The organism is Streptomyces sp. NRRL S-920, from assembly GCF_000717945.1.
Taxonomy (GTDB): domain Bacteria; phylum Actinomycetota; class Actinomycetes; order Streptomycetales; family Streptomycetaceae; genus Streptomyces; species Streptomyces alboniger.
In genome coordinates, this window is record NZ_JODF01000015.1 from 59547 (window position 1) to 77302 (window position 17756).

The 17756-nt window shown below is 70.8% G+C and carries 11 protein-coding genes and 1 tRNA gene; 5 read left to right on the forward strand and 7 right to left on the reverse strand.

Annotated features, from left to right (window positions below; all coding sequences use genetic code 11):
• The first annotated feature begins 51 nt into the window (after positions 1-51).
• Both IG54_RS0113365 and IG54_RS0113370 read left to right on the forward strand, forming a co-directional pair.
• Positions 52-1272, forward strand: a complete 1221-nt coding sequence (locus IG54_RS0113365; RefSeq protein WP_030782034.1) for an amidohydrolase family protein — start codon at positions 52-54, stop codon at positions 1270-1272.
• Positions 1273-1316: 44 nt separating this feature from the next.
• Positions 1317-2273 (forward strand): FkbM family methyltransferase, encoded by a 957-nt coding sequence (locus IG54_RS0113370; RefSeq protein WP_106977001.1) that lies wholly within the window; start codon positions 1317-1319, stop codon positions 2271-2273.
• A gap of 477 nt (positions 2274-2750) precedes the next feature.
• Here IG54_RS0113370 and IG54_RS0113375 read toward each other — a convergent pair whose 3' ends face one another.
• The 3 genes from IG54_RS0113375 to IG54_RS0113385 form a co-directional block, all read right to left on the reverse strand.
• Positions 2751-3512 (reverse strand): glycosyltransferase family 2 protein, encoded by a 762-nt coding sequence (locus IG54_RS0113375; protein WP_030782040.1) that lies wholly within the window; start codon positions 3510-3512, stop codon positions 2751-2753.
• A 393-nt stretch (positions 3513-3905) separates the two neighbouring features.
• Positions 3906-8120, reverse strand: a complete 4215-nt coding sequence (locus IG54_RS0113380; protein WP_030782043.1) for a WD40 repeat domain-containing protein — start codon at positions 8118-8120, stop codon at positions 3906-3908.
• 629 nt (positions 8121-8749) lie between these two features.
• Positions 8750-9436 carry a hypothetical protein gene (locus IG54_RS0113385; RefSeq protein WP_063756221.1) on the reverse strand — a complete coding sequence of 229 codons (687 nt, stop codon included), beginning with the start codon at positions 9434-9436 and terminating at the stop codon, positions 8750-8752.
• A 38-nt stretch (positions 9437-9474) separates the two neighbouring features.
• Here IG54_RS0113385 and IG54_RS0113390 point away from each other — a divergent pair, with 38 nt between their 5' ends.
• Complete coding sequence (locus tag IG54_RS0113390; protein ID WP_030782050.1) at positions 9475-11328, forward strand: toll/interleukin-1 receptor domain-containing protein; 1854 nt, start codon at positions 9475-9477, stop codon at positions 11326-11328.
• A gap of 408 nt (positions 11329-11736) precedes the next feature.
• The gene (locus tag IG54_RS0113395) at positions 11737-12072 is read left to right on the forward strand and encodes a MerR family transcriptional regulator (protein WP_030782054.1); all 336 of its coding nucleotides are present in this window, start codon (positions 11737-11739) and stop codon (positions 12070-12072) included.
• Between the two features lie 95 nt (positions 12073-12167).
• Here IG54_RS0113395 and IG54_RS0113400 read toward each other — a convergent pair whose 3' ends face one another.
• Positions 12168-13295, reverse strand: coding sequence for a serine hydrolase domain-containing protein (locus IG54_RS0113400; protein ID WP_030782063.1), 1128 nt, complete (start codon positions 13293-13295; stop codon positions 12168-12170).
• 1383 nt (positions 13296-14678) lie between these two features.
• On the opposite strand from IG54_RS0113400, the gene IG54_RS0113405 reads away from it, so the two are divergent.
• Positions 14679-15446 (forward strand): hypothetical protein, encoded by a 768-nt coding sequence (locus IG54_RS0113405; protein ID WP_234336152.1) that lies wholly within the window; start codon positions 14679-14681, stop codon positions 15444-15446.
• 114 nt (positions 15447-15560) lie between these two features.
• On the opposite strand, the gene IG54_RS0113410 is transcribed toward IG54_RS0113405, so the two are convergent.
• The 3 genes from IG54_RS0113410 to IG54_RS0113420 form a co-directional block, all read right to left on the reverse strand.
• Positions 15561-15634: transfer RNA gene (locus IG54_RS0113410), tRNA-Pro, on the reverse strand.
• A gap of 51 nt (positions 15635-15685) precedes the next feature.
• Entirely contained in the window at positions 15686-16441 is a 756-nt protein-coding gene (locus tag IG54_RS0113415) for a Pr6Pr family membrane protein (protein WP_030782069.1), read from the reverse strand.
• Between the two features lie 159 nt (positions 16442-16600).
• Positions 16601-17578 (reverse strand): metallophosphoesterase, encoded by a 978-nt coding sequence (locus tag IG54_RS0113420; RefSeq protein WP_106977002.1) that lies wholly within the window; start codon positions 17576-17578, stop codon positions 16601-16603.
• Between the last annotated feature and the right edge of the window lie 178 nt (positions 17579-17756).

Below are 17756 nucleotides of genomic sequence, written 5' to 3' on the forward strand. Positions count from 1 at the left end.
TGGTCCGTCAGATTCGCGGTGGCGGAACCGGCGAGCCGTAGGGGGCAAGCAGTGGTCAGCAGCCAGGTCGGCACCAAGGAAATCCCCCGGGTCATCAGCGTGGACGACCACGTGATCGAGCCCGCGCACCTCTTCGAGACATGGCTCCCGGGCAAGTACCGCGACCGCGGGCCGAAGCCCTTCACCGCGGGCATCGGCGAACTGGCTTACGTCGGCGGGAAGTACAAGTTCACGACGGACCCGGAGGGCCAGACCACCGACTGGTGGGAGTACGAGGGCGATCTCTTCCCCTACAAGCGCATCATCGCGGCCGTCGGCTTCTCCCGTGACGAGATGACCCTGGACGGCATCACGCGGGAGCAGATGCGGCGCGGCTGCTGGGACCCCAAGGCACGCCTTGAGGACATGGACATCAACCACGTCGAGGCCTCGCTCTGCTTCCCCACCTTCCCCCGCTTCTGCGGGCAGACCTTCGCCGAGGCCAAGGACAAGGAGGTGGGGCTCGCCTGCGTCCGGGCCTACAACGACTGGATGGTCGAGGAGTGGTGCGGCGACAGCGGGGGCCGGCTGATCCCGCTGTGCCTGATTCCCCTGTGGGACATCGGCCTGGCCGTCGCCGAGATCCAGCGGAACGCCGCCCGTGGGGTGCGCGCGGTGACCTTCTCCGAGATCCCGACGTACTTGGGGCTGCCGTCGATCCACTCCGGCTACTGGGACCCGTTCTTCGCGGCCTGCGAGGAGACCGGCACGGTCGTGAACATGCACATCGGATCCTCGTCCCAGATGCCGGCGGCCTCCCCCGACGCCCCGCCCGCCGTCCAGGCCGCGCTGAGCTTCAACAACGCCATGGCCTCGATGATGGACTTCCTCTTCTCGGGGGTCCTCGTGAAGTTCCCGAGGCTCAAACTCGCCTACAGCGAGGGCCAGATGGGCTGGATTCCGTACGCCCTGGAGCGGGCCGACGACGTGTGGGAGGAGCACCGCGCGTGGGGCGGGGTGAAGGATCTGATCCCCGAGCCCCCTTCGACGTACTACTACCGGCAGATCTTCTGCTGCTTCTTCCGCGACAAGCACGGGATCGAGTCGATCGAGACTGTGGGCGTCGACAACGCGACCTTCGAGACGGACTACCCGCACGTCGATTCGACCTGGCCGCACACGAAGCAGGTGGCGCAGGACCATGTCGGCGGCCTGTCGGAGGAGGTCGCGTACAAGGTGCTGCGCGGCAACGCGATCCGGATGCTCGACCTGCCGTTCGACTCTCGGCGTTAGGGTTCGTCTGTTCCCCGCTGGAGAGGCGATCGGAAGGGCACCCCATGACGGAGGGCAGGACGAAGGGCGTAGGGGAGGGCGTGCGGGAGGGTGTGACGGAGGGCCTGGTCACGCTCGGCCGCGCCTATGTGCGGCGGGCCCCCGGGACGCTGTTCAAGAGCGCGCTCGCCGCCCGGTTCCTCAATGCCCGCCTCCGGGATCATCCGCGTCAGCGGGTCGTCGACGTGGAGTGCGGCGCGCGGTTCGCGGTCGACACCCGGGACCTCATCCAGCGCTATCTGTACCTCTTCGGCGTCTGGGAGCCGAACATGACGCGCTGGCTGAGGAGCCGTCTGCGCACCGGTGACGTGCTGGTGGACGTCGGCGCCAACGTGGGCGTGTTCGCCGTCCTCGGCTCGCGGCTCGTCGGCGCCACGGGCCGCGTGGTCGCCGTCGAGGCGTCCCCCGCCTTCCACGGGCGGCTGCTGCGGAACGCCGGACTCAACGGCTGCGACAACATCCGCGCGGTCAACGCCGCGGTCTCGGACAGCCGCAGGACGCTGACCTTCGTCCTCGCCAGCTCCCAGAACATGGGCGCGAACTCGATCGTTCCCTACGAGGGTCCCGCCGAGTCCACCTTCGAGACGGAGGCGCTCACGCTCCCGGAGCTGCTGGAGGCGGACGAGATCGCCCGCGCCCGCGTCATCAAGATCGATGTCGAGGGCGCGGAGGGCGGGGTCGTCCGAGGGCTGAAGCCCGTACTGGACCGGCTCCGCCCGGACGTGGAGATCGCCGTGGAGGTCACGCCCGAGCGCATGGCCCAGCTCGGCGACTCGGTCGACGAACTGCTGGACACCATGCGGGAGCACGGCTTCCACGCCTACCGCCTCGCCAACGACTACGCGCCCGGAAGCTACCCGCGGACGATGAGGAGCCCTTCGGCGCCCGAGCGGTGGCGGGGGCCGGTGGTGGGCGAGACCGAGCTGGTCTTCTCGCGGGTGGACGCGGAGGTATTGGGGTGACGGCTTGACGGCTTGGCCCGGTCTGAGGCGGGCTGGCGGGCGGGCGCGGTCTGACGGGCTGACGTGGGCTGGCGGCCTGACGGTCCGGCGTGGGCTGACGGCCTGACGCGGCTTGACGGTCCGGCGCGGGCTGGCGGTCTGAGGCGGGCTGGCGGGCGGGCGCGGTCTGACGGGCTGACGTGGGCTGGCGGCCTGACGGCCCGGGGTGGGCTGACGCTCGGCGCGGGCTGACGGCCTGACGGGGCTTGACGGTCCGGCGCGGTCTGACGGGCTGACGTGGGCTGGCGGCCTGACGGCCCGGCGTGGGCTGACGCTCGGCGCGGGCTGGCGGTCTGAGGCGGGCTGGCGGTCCGGCGCGGTTTGACGGGCTGACGTGGGCTGGCGGCCTGACGGCCCGGCGTGGGCTGACGGCCTTACGCGGTCTGACGGCCCGGCCGATCGGCGGTCAGTCGTCGCGCCGGGCCGTCGTCGCGTCGGTCAGCCCGGCTGGGCCGGGTAGCGCCACCCGTAGTGCGCCAGCGCCCGTGCCCGTGCCGCGACGACGGTCATACGTGCCTCCCGCTCGGCGGTGTCCGTGTGGGACGGCCGGCTGGTGGCCTGGCCCTCCCACTTGCGGTACAGGAGCCCCACCTCCGCCGAGAACCAGCCGCGGGCCACGGAGTTCAGCGCCAGTAGCAGGCCCGTGTCCTCGGAGGCGGGCAGCGCCATCCAGCCGCCCAGCGCGAGGAGCAGGTCGCGCCGGACGAAGAGCGTCGCCGGGTGGACCTGCGCGCGGTAGTCGTGCGCCGACCAGTAGTCGAGCACCGCGCGGCGCTCGATCGGCCCCGGCTCGGGGTCGCCGGGAAACCCGGCGGTCGAACCGTCGGGCAGCAGGTCGAGCGCGCGGGACGTCGCCCAGCCGAGCGTCGGATCGCTTTCCAGAGCGGCCAGATCGCGGGCCAGCGCACCGGGCGGAAGCTGGTCGTCGGCGTCCAGGATCTTGACGTACTCGCCGTCCGCGTGGGCGAGCGCCATGGTGCGGGCGACGCCGGGGCCGCCGGGACGCCCCTGGCGGAAGGTGACCCGTTCGTCGTCCGGGACGTGGGGGGCGACCTCGTCCGTCGTGCCGTCCTCCTGGATCACCCAGGTCCACTCCCACCCGGCGGGCAACTCCTGTGCGCGGAGGGAGTCGTACGCCTCCGGCAGGAAGCGCGCCGACGGTGCGTGGACGGCGGTGACGATGACGATGCGCCGGCTCACGGCTCACCACCTTTCCCAGCCGGCGTTATGCCGGAGGTCCTGTCAGGTGCTTGTACGCGGGATATCGGGGAAGGCGGGTCGGTTTACCGCGGAGCCGCCCCAATTCGGGCTGCCGGAGACCGTCGTATCAAAAAGGCGTCTCGCGGCACGGCGATCCCATGAAAGGGCCCGACCGCTGGCGACGGGGGATGCACCAGCGATCGGGCTGCGACCAACAGTAACAAGGCTGCTTCCATGAGGGGAGTCAACTTCCCTGCTGTAATGGGGTGTTGTGAGCGGGATCACGTCGTAAAAGTGTGGTGTTCAACTGCCTTCCGCAATCCGGCCGAACAACCGGATTTCTCGGTGCGGAGTACGAAAGTACCGAGCCGCCCGGCCAGGAGCGACCGAGTCCTACTCGTCGCACGGCGGCTCGTATGACAGCCGGGGCAGATACTCACGCCACTTTTCCGGGGTCAGAACACCCCGCGTGGTCGAGCAGACCCGGCGAATCGCCGCATCGGTGTCGAGGTCCCACATCCGGACGGTGTCGGTGCCGCTCGACACCCCGAGCATGTCGCTCTGCGGACTGAACGTCAGGAAGCTGCCGGTCTTGGCGTTGGGGCTCATCGACTGGCCGATGGCGGTGGCCTCGTCGGGGTCGACGACGTCCCAGAGCCGTACGGTGTTGTCGTTGCCGCCGCTCGCCAGTGTGCTGCCGTCCTGGCTGAACGTCAGCGATACCACCGCGTCCGTGTGGCCCTTGAGGGTGGCGGCAGGGCGGGCCGCCTTGTGCGGAGCCGTGAGCTTCCAGAGCCGGACCGTGCCGTCGTCGCTGCCGCTGGCCAAGGTGCGGCCGTCCGGGCTGTAGGAGAGCCTGTTGATCGGGCCCAGGTGGCCCGTCAGCGGCCCGCCGAGCGGGGTGGCGCGACGCGGATCGGCCGTGTTCCAGAGCCGTACGGTGCTGTCCGCGCTCCCGCTGGCGAGCTGCCGCCCGCCCTTGTCGAACACCAGGGAGTTCACGTACCCCTTGTGCCCGGTGAGCGGCTCGCCGAGCGGGCGCAGCCGGGACGGAGAGCTGACGTTCCACAACTGGATGGTGCGGTCGGTCTGGGGCGTCGCCAGCGTGCGCCCGTCCGGGCTGAAGGCCAGCGCGGCCGCGAACCGCGTGCGCAGGGCGACCGGCGGCCCGTAGGGCTCGGGCCGGGTCGGGTCGGTGACGTTCCACAGCTGGACCGCGCTGTTCGCCGTCAGCACCGCGAGCGTATGCCCGTCGGGGGAGAACGCCATCGTGCGTACGTCCCCCTTCCCGGCCCTGAACGGCTTGCTCAGCATGACCGGGCTGCCGGGGCGCTCCACGTTCCACAGCCGGATCTTGTCGTCGCGCGCGGCCGTGGCCAGGACCTTCCCGTCGGGGCGGAAGGACCCCGTCCGGCCGATCATGTCCGACGTCGGTATCGACCACAGCCGCACCTTGTTGTCACCGGTCCCGGTGGCGAGATGGCGTCCGTCGGGGCTGAAGCCGAGCGCGTACATCTCCCCGCTGCTCCCGGCGAGGGGCTCGCCGACCTGGGACGGGTGCGCGGGGTCGCTGACGTTCCACAGACTCGCCGTACTGTCCGCGCTGGCTCCCGCGAGCATCGTGCCCGCGGAGTTGAAGGACACGGACCACAAGGGGCCGGTGTGGCCGGTGAGCGGGGCGCCGAGCGGCTTCGCGCGACGGGGGTCGGTCACGTTCCAGAGCCTGATGGTGTTGTCCGAGCTGCCGCTGGCGAGCGTGTCGCCGTCGGGGCTGAAGGCCACGGAGTGCACCCCGCTCGTGTGCTCCTTCAGCGCCTTCCCGACCCGCTTCGGGCGGCGCGGATCCGCCATGTCCCACAGCCTGATCGCGCTGTCGTCACCACCGGCCGCCAGTGTCCGCCCGTCGGGGCTGAAGGCCACGGAGCGTACGGCCGCCGTGGAGCCGGTCAGGGTGCCGAGCGCCTTCGGCCGGCCCGGGTCCGCCACGTTCCACAGGCCGACGGTGTGGTCGTCCTGGGCGGTGGCCAGCGTGCGCCCGTCCGGGCTGAAGGCGACGAGGTAGATCGTGCCGCCGCGGCCGGGCAGGGGTGAACCCAGCGGGCGCGGGCGGCCGGGGTCGCGCAGGTCCCAGAGCCGGATCGTGCCGTCGTCCGACGCGCTGGCGAGGGTCTGGCCGTCCGGACTGAAGACGGCGCTGCTCACCCAGCTCTTGTGGCCGGTGAGGGGTTTGCCCAGATGCTTGGGGCGGGAGGGGTCCGTCACGTCCCAGAGGCGGACCGTCCGGTCGTAGCTGGCCGTGGCCAGGAGGCGACCGCTCGGGCTGAACGAGGTGAGGTAGACGGCGCCGGTGTGCCCGAGCAGCGGTGTGGCCAGCGGTGCGTTGACGATCGCGAGCAGCCGGTTGCGCGTGGCCGCGTCGTCCGGGCGCATCCGGTGGGCCACCAGATCGAGCTGGGCGGACAGGGAGGGGTCGGTGGGCTGGGCGCGATCGGCCTCGGCGACCACCTGCTGGAACACCGCGTCGTCCCGCTGCCGCCAGGCGACCACCGCCGAGACGACGGCCACCATCGCCAGGACGACCAGCGCCGCCACCGCGCCGCGGGCGATCCAGACCGTACGTCGGCGCAGCCTGGCCGAGGCCGCGAGGAACTCCGCCGCGCTCCGGGTCAGGAACGTGGCACCGGCGGACTTCGCCCAGGCGCGGGCGTGCTCAAGCCGCGAACCCCGGTAGAGCAGCGCGGTGTCGCGCTCGGACTCCTCCCAGGCCCTGCCGTCCTCCTCCAGCCGCTGGCGCAGCAGATGGTCGTTGCGGTCCTCGTCGATCCAGTCGCGCAGCCGGGGCCAGGCGTGCAGCAGCGCCTCGTGGGTGATCTCCACGGTCTCCGCGTCGAGCGTCACCAGGCGGGCGCGGACCAGCGCTTCGAGCGACTCCTCCGTCTTGCCGGGGTCCGTCGACTCCTCCGCCAGCTGGCGCCGGGTGCCCCGCCTGCGGGTGGCCTGGGTGTCCTCGCCCAGCCGGACCAGCCGCAGGAGGAGCAGTCTCGCGGCGGTGCGGGCCGCGGGGTCGAGGTCGGACCAGGCCCGCTCGGCGGTCGCGGCCACGGCCCCTTGGATGCCGCCCGCCGCCCGGTAGCCGGCGAGCGTCAGCCTGCCCGTCTTCCGCCGCTGCCAGGTGGCGAGCAGGGCGTGGGAGAGGAGCGGCAGCACTCCCGCGTCGTGCGTTCCGCGCGGGCCGTCGGTGCTCACTTCGCGGACGATCAGCTCGGCGAGCCCCGGTTCCAGTTCGAGGCCTACGGACTTGGCGGGCCCGGTCACCGCCTCGCGCAGCTCCGCGTTGGTCAGCGGCCCGAGCACCATGTGCCGGTGTTGCAGCGCGTCGGCCAGCTCGGGGTAGCCGAGGCACTGCTCGTAGAAGTCCGCGCGTATGCCGAGGACCACGAGCGCGGGAGCGGGGTCACCGGCGGCGGTGGGCGAGCAGGCGGCGTGCAGGAGTTGGATGAACGTACGCCGTTCCGCCTCGTCCGAGCAGAGGGTGAAGGTTTCCTCGAACTGGTCGACGATGATGACGGGGCGGGCGCGTGGGGCTGCCGGGGCTTTCGGGGCTCCGGGGCTGCTGGGGCTGCCGGGGCTGCTGGAGGGGGTCTCCGAGGGGGCCTCGTGCTGTGCCGCCCATGCCGTGATGGCCTCGTGCACGGTGCGGGTGAACGCGGGGTGCCCGGCGGGGTCGTGGGTGGTGTGGGCGGGGGTGGCCTCGGAGGCGGAGAGGGCGTGCGCGAGTCCGGGGATGTGGCGGGTCAGCTCGTCGAGAGGGGCGTTGCCCGGTACGAGCTGGAGCACGGGCCGGGGGGTGGCTGAGTGGGCTGCGTCGCTCGGGGGGTCGTTGCGAGGGGTGCTCGGGGCACCCGGTGTGCCCGGGGCATTCAAGCCCGGCGAGCCGTCCGAGCCGCCCGAGCCATTCAGAACAATTGCGGCATTCAAGACGTGATCGCTCAACGCCCCGCCGCGCAGCGCGGGAACCAGACCGGCGTTCAAAAGGGAGGACTTCCCCGCGCCCGACGCGCCCACGAGCATCACCAGGCCGCCCGTCCTCTCCACCGCGCGGAGCTGAGCGACGAGCGCCTTCGTGCTCCGCTCCCGCCCGAAGAACCACCGGGCGTCCTCGCGGCGATACGAGGCGAGACCCCGATAGGGACACACGGCGGGGGCGGTCGGGGCCTCGGCGGGCGGCTGCCTCTCACCTTCCGCGGCTGCCGCGGAGCGCCCGCTGACCGGGTCGGCGACCGCCCGCTCCCACAGGAGCTGCCACTGGCCCATGTCGTACAGGCCTTCGGACACCGGCGCGGGCCGCTCACGGCGCGCTTCGGGGATCAGGACGTGCAGCACCGCCGCGAGGGCGGCGAACTGGGCGGGCACGTTCTTGGCCCGTCGCCAGTCGCTGATCCGCTGGGCGGAGACCCGTACGGGCCGCCCGCGCTCGTCGACCCTTTGCAGCCGGACGACGGCCTCGGCCACGCGCTGGAGGGGCGGGTTGCCGGCCTCCTTGTACAGCAGAGCGAGACGTTCCGCGAAGGCTGTGCGTGCCCCTGAGTCGGGACTCAAGGCCTTCACCCCTTACTTCCGCCGCGCTCGAACATCCGGACCGGAAAACTCACTTTATACGGCTGACCTGCGGATAACCGGTCCGGACGACTCCGGAACCTCCTCCGCGGAAGCGGTAACTGGCAGGATCTGAACCCAGTAGCGAGCCAACCGCGCAGCGTCGGAGCAGGCCACACGCTCTGCGCTCGGAGAGGTGACTGATGACGCTGCACATTCTCGGCTGATTCCGGCCGGAGTCACGCATCGGTGGCGACGACCTCGCCACGCGTGCTCCACAACGCCGGTCAGCCGGACACGTCCGGATCCTTGATCACTTTCCACCGATCACAGACCCGGACTCACCCGATCCGTGCCGCGACGCGGATCGACCCCGCCCGCGTCGTTCGGTACCGGTCCCCACAGGGGAGGGACCGGTGCCGAAACGACGTGGCGCGCGATAGGCGCGGATCACGCGCGGACCACGCGCCAATCACCTGCGGCTCACGCGCGGACCACATGGCGCTCCGGGCGCGACACACGTAGTCGTCGACCCGCCGGAGTCATCGAGCAGGTCCGCGGCGATGGCGCGGAGCGCGCCGCCTGGGACGCGCCACCACACCCCACCCGACGCCCCTCACGACAGGCGGCACTACCCCTGATCAGCGGGGGGGGGGGGGGCCCCCAACAGACCCGTCGTCAGGACGTGGGCCCGACTGGTCCGGCGGAGTGAGCGGTAGCGGCCGCGGGCGAGCCGGTGGCGGCAGCGGCGGCCGGGGGACCGGCAGGTCGATCAGGTCGCCCACCTCCGCCACCTGCTGAAGCGTCCGTGCCAGCGAGCGCAGCGCCTGCCGCGTGGCATCCAGCTGGCGGCGCAGCTCGGCGGCCTCCGGCCAGGCCCGCTCGTAGCTCACCGGATCCGTGCCCTCCGGCCGCAGCGCCTCGTACGCCGAGAGCCGCGGATGCCACACCGTCAGCAGAGGCCGCAGCACGCGGTTGAGCGTCACCATCGCCAGCACCCCGAAGGTGAGCCGGCCCGGCGGCACCGGCGGCGCGACGGCCGGGCCGTGCTCGTGCAGGATGCCGCGGGTGACGTCATAGAGGGAGTACAGCGAGGTCAGCGCCTCGCGCAGCACACCCTCGTCCCGCTCCAGCGGAATCACCGCGACCCGGCTGGCCAGCTGGAAGTACAGCTCCCAGGCGGCGACGCGCTCGGCGTCCGCCGGCTCCCACAGGCCCGCCACCTCGCCGACGAACGGGATCGTCAGTTTCGCCGTGACCTGCGAAGGCCCCGTGCGCCCCGTGCGTCCCGTACGTCCGCTCCGCGGTGCCTCGCCGGACTGCGTCATGATCGCCTCCCCGCTTCCCCCCAGTAGGGTAAGACACCGTGTGGGACGTCTTCCTCAGCTACAGCCGCAAAGACGCCGGGCACGTCCGCCGGTTCCACGAGGAGCTCATCGCGGCCGGGCTGAAGGTGTTCACGGACGAGTCCGCGGTCGCCGGGTTCGCCGGTATCAGCGAGACCATCCGCCGTGCGCTCGCCAACTCCCGCGTTCTGCTGGCGTACTACTCCCTCGGCTACCCCGAGCGTCCGGCCTGCCAGTGGGAACTGACCACCGCTTTCCTCGCGGGCCTCGGGGAGGGCGACCCGCGCCGCCGGGTCCTTGTGGTCAACCCCGAGCCGGACACCGCGCACATCCACCCGGTGGAGCTGCGCGACAGCAGGCACGGCGAACCGGAGACGCTCGTACCCGACATCCTCGCCCACCTGCGGCAGGTGTCCGGACCCATGCGGCCGGACGTCACCCCTCCGCGCGTACACGGCGCATTGCCGGCCGCCGTGGGCGAGTTCACCGGGCGGCTGCCCGAACTGTGGCGCCTGCACAGCGCCCTGCACGTCCAGGAGGCCCCCCTCGTCACGGGCCGCACCTCGGCCAGACCCGTGCAGCTGCGCGGCATGCCGGGCATCGGCAAGACCAGGCTCGCACGGGAGTACGCGCTGCGGTTCGGAGCCGCGTTCCCCGGCGGCGTGCACTGGGCCCGGGCCGCCGCGCCGCAGCCGCCGCGGACACCCGACGGCCCGTGTCTGTACGTGGTGGACGACGTGCCCCACGGCCTGCCGCCCCGCGCCGTCACGGACCTCACCGCCCCGCACCCCCTGGTCCGCACCCTGCTGATCACGCGCAGCCGCGCCTACGGGGGACACGGCGAGCACCTCGACCTGGAACCGCTCCCCCAAGCGGCCGCCGCCGCCCTCGCCGGCGCCCCCGAGATCGTCGACGCCGCCGCCGGGCACCCCGGGGCACTCGGACTGCTCGGCCGCGCGGTGGGCGCCGGCCAGAACCCCGCGGCCCTGGCCAACCGGCTGTACGAACCCGGCCGTTCCCTGCTCGACATCCTCGCCGGCGACGAACTCACGGCCGACCACGTACGGGACGCCCTGACCGCACCCGCCGAGGCCCAGGACGTGCTGCGCTGCGCACTCGCCCTGTCGCCCCTGCCGGTCACCGCCGAGACCGCCGCCACCGTCCTCGCCGCGGCGGACCGGCTGCCGCGTGCCGTCGCGCTGCGCCGGGCCCGCTCCGGCCTGGCCGAACTGACCGCCCGCGGCCTGCTCACGCCCGCCCCGCACCTCCTGCACCCGGTCACGGCCCACTCCTGGCTCCACCACGAGAGCGACTCGGCCCGCGCGGAGACCCTGCGCCGTGCGGTCCTCTCCAGCCTCGGGGCCACGGCCATTACGCTGGACAACCCCGGACCGCCGGTCCCCGGCGTACGGAAGGAGAGCGTGCCGATGACGGTCAGCGAAGCCGAGCGGATGGCCGCCTTCGACCTACAGGTCGAGCTGGTGAGCCGCATCGGCATCCAGCAACTCCCCGCCGACGGCGGCAGTCTGCGCGAGGCGCTCACCTCCCTGAACAGCCTCTTCCCGTTCACCCGCGACACGCTGCACCGCTACAGCATCGGCTTGAGGCCGAGCACGGGCCCCTCCGTCCAGTCGGTGGCTGACCAGCTACTGAACGGCATCCTCCGCCCCTTCATGACCCGCTGGCACCCCTTGCTCATGGCCTGGGAGGCCCACCGCCCGCCGCACACGAGCGCGCTGGACCACGAGCGCACGTGGGACCGCGCCGAGAACTTCCGCGCGGACCTGAACGCCCTGCACGAGCCACTTCGAATGGTGGCGGCTTCCCTGGCGGCCATCTCGGGGGCGGACTTCGGGGTCTCGACGGAGGTCTGACCTCGGGGACGATTACCTCACCCTGGGACGCCCAGAAATCTACCTTGGCTGGAGTAGACATTCGGTGGTCGTGTGGCTATGGTTTTTCCCGTAGCCGAGATCGAGCGAGATCGAGCAGGGCCCGGCAGACACGAACTGCCGGGCAGCAGTTCAAGTCAGTTCAAGTAGCAGTAGTACAGGTAGAAACAGCACAGGTAGAAGCAGTACAGCTGGAAGCAGTACAGCTAGACCCGCGATTCACCGCATGACCATTCGCTCCCGGGTGGCCATGCGGATGCGGAGGCCGGCGCGGTCCAGGCCGGCAGACGGTAGAGCAGTTCCTAGGGGCCCGGGCGCCAGTACGGCACCCGGGCCCCTCGACGTGTTCCTTCTCTTACCCCGCCTACCCCTCTTGCCCAGTGAGGTGCGATGACAGCAGACGATTCTTTCGACCGCCTCGATGACGACGACTACCCCGCCTACACGATGGGCCGGGCCGCCGCCATGCTCGGCACCACCCAGAGCTTCCTGCGCTCCATCGGCGAAGCCCGCCTGGTCACCCCGCTCCGGTCGGCGGGCGGCCACCGCCGCTACTCCCGCTACCAGCTGCGCATCGCCGCCCGCGCCCGGGAACTCGTCGACCAGGGCACCCCCATCGAGGCCGCCTGCCGCATCATCATCCTGGAAGACCAGCTCGAAGAAGCCCAGCGCATCAACGCCGAATACCGCCGCGCGGCCGAGGCGGCACCGACGGCCGCGGGCTGAGGGAGGGGCTGGGGAACGGGCTCAGAGGGAGCAGCCGAGAAGGACGCGGGTCAGCGCCTCAGCGGCGCAGGGCCATCTCCACGACCCTCAGCGGCTCAGCGGCACAGGGCCGTCTCCACGACATGATCGACACGTGCCCTGGACGCCGCGTCGGACAGCTGCATGGTCACCGCGACATTGGCGGCGCGGCCGTCGTCGGTGGCCCCGCCCCGGGTCTCGTATCCCGGGAAGCTGCCGCCGTGCCCCCAGTAGAGGCCACCGTCGCCGCAGGGCAGCGGCTTGCTCACGAGCCCCAGTCCGTAACGGGCGCCGGGGCCGAAGGTCTCGTCGGCGGGGAGGGTGTCGGCGCGCATCTGGGCGAGCTGGGCCTCCGGGAGGAGCCTGCCGCCCAGGAGCGCGGTGTAGAACCGGTTGAGGTCGGAGTTGGTGGAGATCAACTGCCCGGCCGCCCAGCCCCAGGAGGGGTCGATCTCCGTGATGTCACGCAGGGGGCCGCGCGCCGATTCCCGGTAGTAGCCCTTGGGGTGGGGCCCTCGGATGGCCGCGTCGCCGGGGGCGGGGAAGTAGGTGTGGCGCAGCCCGATGCGCTTGATGATGCGCCGGTCCATCTCCTCGGCGAGGGACCGGCCGGTGACCTCTTCGACGATGAGCCCGGCCAGTACGTAGTTGGTGTTGCTGTACTCCCACTTCTTCCCGGGGTCGAAGCGGGCCTTGTGCTGGAGCGCGAGGTCGAGGAGTTCGCGGGGCTGGTAGTAACGGACGTCGTCGCCGAGGTAGTTGCTGTAGTTGGGAAGCCCGCTGGTCTGCTGGAGAAGCTGCCGGACGGTGATGTCACGTCCATCGATCCCCTCCCCGCGTACGACGCCCCGCAGATAGGTGTCGACCGACGCGTCGAGGCGGATCTTGCCTTCCCCGACCAGTTGCAGCACGACCACGGCGGTGAACGTCTTGGTGTTGCTGCCGATCCGCACCTGCCCGTCCCTGGGCACCTTCGAACCGGTGGCCAGATCACCGACGCCGGCGGTATAGCTACGCCCACGCCCCTCCCAGCCCCCGCGGCCCTGGACGCTCGCCAGCGCGGCGGGGGGCGGGTCGTCGGAACGCAGCAGCGCGTTCAGGCCTTGCTGGACGGCGTCCGTGTGGGTGGCGGAAAGCGCCGGGGCCGACGTGGGGGCGGCAAAGGCGCCGGCCGGCGCGAGGACTCCGACTGCCACGACCCCCATGGTCACGACCCCCACGACCCCTACGGCCGCGGCGCCTCTACGCCCCCCGCGCTGCCGCTGCTGCTGCTGCCGCTGCTTCTGCCTCTGCCCGGACGAACGGAACCTCTGCCAAGCCTGCTTACGCACGAGCCAACTCCTAGGCAATCAACGGGATGGTGGGGACACCGGCGATACACATCGGCGATACGCGCGCCCCGGACCCAGCATTTCCGGACACGACGGCCCGGGGCGATCCCGCTACCCCGCCCACATCGGGTGGGGCTAACCCCAGGCGACTGATCGGGGAGCCCGATTACCTAAGCCCTGAGCACACAAAAACCTATGCCAGCGGGAGTAGACATTGGGTGCTGGTGTGGCTATGGTTTCTCCTGTAACCCAGAGAGACCGAAGGGCCTGGCAGAGACGAACTGCCAGGCAGCAGTACCCGCAGTTGCAGTACGCAGTACGGTCCGGTGGTGGAGTTCCGAAGCCAGGGTTGTCGCAGGACGGCGACGGGGCTGACGACCGGACCGGGTGGCCCGCAGTGATCAGGGGCCGCCACGAGCAGTACCAGCAGTAGGCAGTACTCCCGTGAAATAGCTGGTTAATCACCGAGGGAAGAACGGAGGGGCCAAGCGCCATCAGGATCGCCCAGGCAGAAGTCTCAAGCCTGGGTACCGCAGGACATCGATAGTGAGGTGGTCTCCGGTCAAGCAACCGCGATCCCCGCACCCCCGACCGCACCACGGCCGGGCCTGCGGACACAGAAGGCCGACGCGGTATCAGGGTCGGCAGATGGTGTAGCAGTTCCTTCGGGGCCCTGGTGTCACAAGACACCAGGGCCCCTCCACGCGTCGGCCCCCGGAACTCCGACCGGGAGACGGGCGACACCGCACACGAGACCACGACTCAAAAACGGCCCTCACCGACTCACGTGAGTCGGTGGCCCTGATGTGTTACTTCAGCTGTCGGGCAGTGGCCAGTCGGCGGTTCTACGTATTGTCCGCGGCTCGGCGTCGAAGGAGGAGGCCGACTTGGCGGTCGTTGAGCGGAGACCAGGGGTGCATGAGGTTGGACGTACCGTCTGTGACCACCGCGGCACAAGCCGTATGGGGTGATTGCCCTTAGCTGCTTGAGAAGAAGTTCAGCGGACAGAGGCGTCGACCGCGACTCCGTGCTGCTGAGCTTGGCCGGCGTCGCCCGCACGAGAAGGCATTTCCTGACTTTACGCCCTCCGTCGAATGAACCAGGCCGAGAGTAGGTGACCTGGTTCAAACGACGGAAGGACAACTCATGCAAGCGCGAGCAACGCAATGCGCATCAAAGGACCCAAAGGACCCTCGGGACCAGAACAAGGCGCCGGGCAGGATTCGGGCGCATGACGCCTGGGCGCTGGAGCTCCCCGTGCTGTTGGACACGATGAACGCACAAGCGGTCGAGTACGACCTGGGGGAACAGAACATGCAGGCGGCATTGGGCGGCATCACTGGGCGGCTCTGCCTGCTCGTGCGTCCCGGGCTGAGCGATGCGCGAGTCGCGATCGCTATTCGGTCTCTCCTGGCCCACTACATCCACCGGCCATACCCGGTCTTGGCGTTCTGGCCGGCGTCGGATCGGCAGGGCGGGCGGGTGGAGGAAGTGGATGACCTACCGGCTTCGATGTCAGCAGATCCACCGGAGGTGACGGCAGACGTCCTGGATCTCTACGGCGACGGCAACTGGGCGCCGAAGGACGGCTGGCGGTGTGATGAGGAGGTCCTCGCGGAGTTGAAAGAGGTCGGAGTCCGTCATCTCAAGGGTGTCGTGGAGGACATCCCCGAAGACATGTACCCGTTGCCTGAGGGCCTCGGTGCCGTCGTGGCAGCTGGCTACGACGACGAGGGGATGGCGCATCCGCTGGTCTTCCTCCGCGGAGACCTGCCCACCGGGTTACAGGCCGACCTTCTCGGTTTCTGCCTCGCGTCGGTTGCTGGATCTGAGTACGAGAGCTGGGAGCCGGATGAGAACGGCCTGATCTTCGTAGGTACCGAGGCAGGGCCGGTGCGCGGACCTGGAGCCGCACTTCTGGGCGCGCTGACGGTCCAACGTTTGGGGCGGCGCCCGGGGGACTGTGCGTTCACGCTTCTCGACCCGCCGGAGGGAACTGCCCCGGTGTCGGAGATGGCTGCTTGATTGCCGGGAGATTTGGGAGCCGGATCTGGTGACTGGCTCCCAAGACGACTGGAGAAACCGCTCAGGGGCCCGACCCGCGATGCGGATCAGGCCCCTGACCTGGTGTTTCAACTGTCGGGGTGGCGGGATTTGAACCCACGACCTCTTCGTCCCGAACGAAGCGCGCTGCCAAGCTGCGCTACACCCCGATGTCGTTGCTCCACCGCCCCGCATTGCTGCAAGGCCCGTGGCGACATCGATTACTTTAGCGGACCGGAGGCCTGAGGCGAAATCCGGTTTTCGGGGGGCCGGGGCCAGGGGCGGACGCGGTCCAGGGTCACCGTCAGCAGTGCCAGTGCGTAGAAGGCCAGGCCGAAGGTGAGCGCGTTGCCGAGGACGCCCGTATAGCCGTGGGACCCGACGTCCAGGAACGGGTAGGGGTAGCGGGCCGGGGAGCCCGGCGGCAGGAGGGCGCCTCTGGTCAGGGCGAAGGCGAGGTACGCCAGGGGGTACAGCAGCCACAGGGCCGCGTGGCGCGGGCGCAGGCCGCCCGGCCTTGTCAGCAGCAGCCAGTCGAGGGCCACGGCGATCGGCGTCACGGTGTGCAGGAGCTGGTTGGAGAGGGCATGCCAGCCGGATGGCGGTGCCGTTTCCTCTGTCATCGAGAAGCCGCTCGACGCGTTCGCCAGGACCAGGTGGTAGACGAGGCCCGTGATCGCGATGAAGAGGAGTGTGCCGCCGGTCACCCACGGCGGAAGAGGGCGGCGGCCCCGCCATGCCCGCCACGCGGAGAGGCCGAGAACCACCGCCACCAGCGCGTTGCTCTGGACGGTGAAGTAGCTGAGGACACGCGGAGGGCTGCCGATGGCCAGGTCGATCACGATCCCGGTCACCGCGGCGAGGGCGATCAGCGTGCGGAGGACGGCCACGAGGGGGCGGCGTACGGGTGGCACGACCGCTTCCGCGGGGACGCCCGAAGCGCTTGAGGTGCCCGGGGGAGGAGTCGGAGCGATCATGCCCCCACGGTAGGGGGCAGGGGGTCATATTGACCTAAAGGGGGCGGGCGGGCCGTGCGGGGACCCGGCCCTATGACCGTCCCGCTCAGCGACTTACCCCGCGCCCAGCGACTTACCCCGCGCTCAGCGACCAACCCCCGCTCAACCACGTACCCCCGCTCAAACCACCCGCCCCGACGCCCCCGGCACCCTCGCAGCCCCCACCGCCCCCGACGCCCCCGGCACCAACGTCAACAACGTCGCCTCCGGCGGACACGCGAACCGCATCGGCGTATAGCGGTTCGCGCCGCAGCCCGCCGAGACGTGCATGAACGCCGTCCGGCCCTCCGCCGTGTGCGTCGAGAGGCCCTTCACGCGGTCCGTGTCGAGGTCGCAGTTGGTGACCAGAGCCCCGTAGAAGGGGATGCAGACCTGTCCGCCATGGGTGTGGCCGGCGAGGATCAGCGGGTAGCCGTCGGCCGTGAAGGCGTCCAGGGAACGCAGGTACGGGGCATGCACGACGCCCATCGAGAAGTCGGGCCCGGCCTCCGGGCCGCCCGCCACGCGCGCGTACCGGTCGCGCTTGATGTGCGGGTCGTCCAGGCCCGTGAGGCCGATCTCGTAGCCGTCGATCTTCAGGGAACCGCGGGTGTTCGTGAGGTTCACCCAGCCCGCCTCGTCGAAACCGTCGCGCAGGCCTTCCCAGGGGTTGTGGATGACGCCGACGGCGGGCGCGTTGCCGTTCAGGCCGTGCTTGCCCTGGACCTTCTCGACCAGGTAGCGCGCGGGGTTGCGCGGCTTCGGCCCGTAGTAGTCGTTCGAGCCGAAGACGTACGCCCCGGGGAACTCCATCAGCGGGCCGAGGGCGTCCAGCGTCTCCGGGACGCCCTCGGGGTCGGACAGGTTGTCGCCCGTGTTGATCACGAAGTCGGGCCGCAGGCCCGCCAGCGAGCGCAGCCACCGCTGCTTCTTGCGCTGCCCGGACACCATGTGGATGTCGGAGACCTGGAGGACCCGCAGGGGACGCATCCCCGCCGGCAGCACGGGCACCGTGACCCGCCTCAGCCGGAAGGAACGGGCTTCGAAGCCCACCGAGTAGGCGAGGCCGGCCGCGGCCGTCGCCGTGATGCCCAGGGGTACTGCGTATCGCGCGCGCATCTTCCCATCGTGTCAGACGCGGGCGGGCCCGGATCCGGAGGGCATCGGGGCCAGAGCTGCCGGGATCGGGAGCGCGCCGAGTGGTCAAACGGCCCGGTTGTGGGAGGGCGTCGAGTGGTCCAACGGCCCGGTTTCGGGAGCGCGCCGAGTGGCCAACCGGCCCGGAACAGAAGGGGCA

Excerpts from the sequence above, each read along its gene's own strand:
- IG54_RS0113400 (WP_030782063.1), bottom strand. The coding sequence starts at position 13,295 with ATGGGGGTCGTGGCAGTCGGAGTCCTCGCGCCGGCCGGCGCCTTTGCC.
- IG54_RS0113420 (WP_106977002.1), bottom strand. The coding sequence starts at position 17,578 with ATGCGCGCGCGATACGCAGTACCCCTGGGCATCACGGCGACGGCCGCG.
- IG54_RS0113385 (WP_063756221.1), bottom strand. The coding sequence starts at position 9,436 with ATGACGCAGTCCGGCGAGGCACCGCGGAGCGGACGTACGGGACGCACG.
- IG54_RS0113370 (WP_106977001.1), top strand. The coding sequence starts at position 1,317 with ATGACGGAGGGCAGGACGAAGGGCGTAGGGGAGGGCGTGCGGGAGGGT.
- IG54_RS0113395 (WP_030782054.1), top strand. The coding sequence starts at position 11,737 with ATGACAGCAGACGATTCTTTCGACCGCCTCGATGACGACGACTACCCC.
- IG54_RS0113415 (WP_030782069.1), bottom strand. The coding sequence starts at position 16,441 with ATGATCGCTCCGACTCCTCCCCCGGGCACCTCAAGCGCTTCGGGCGTC.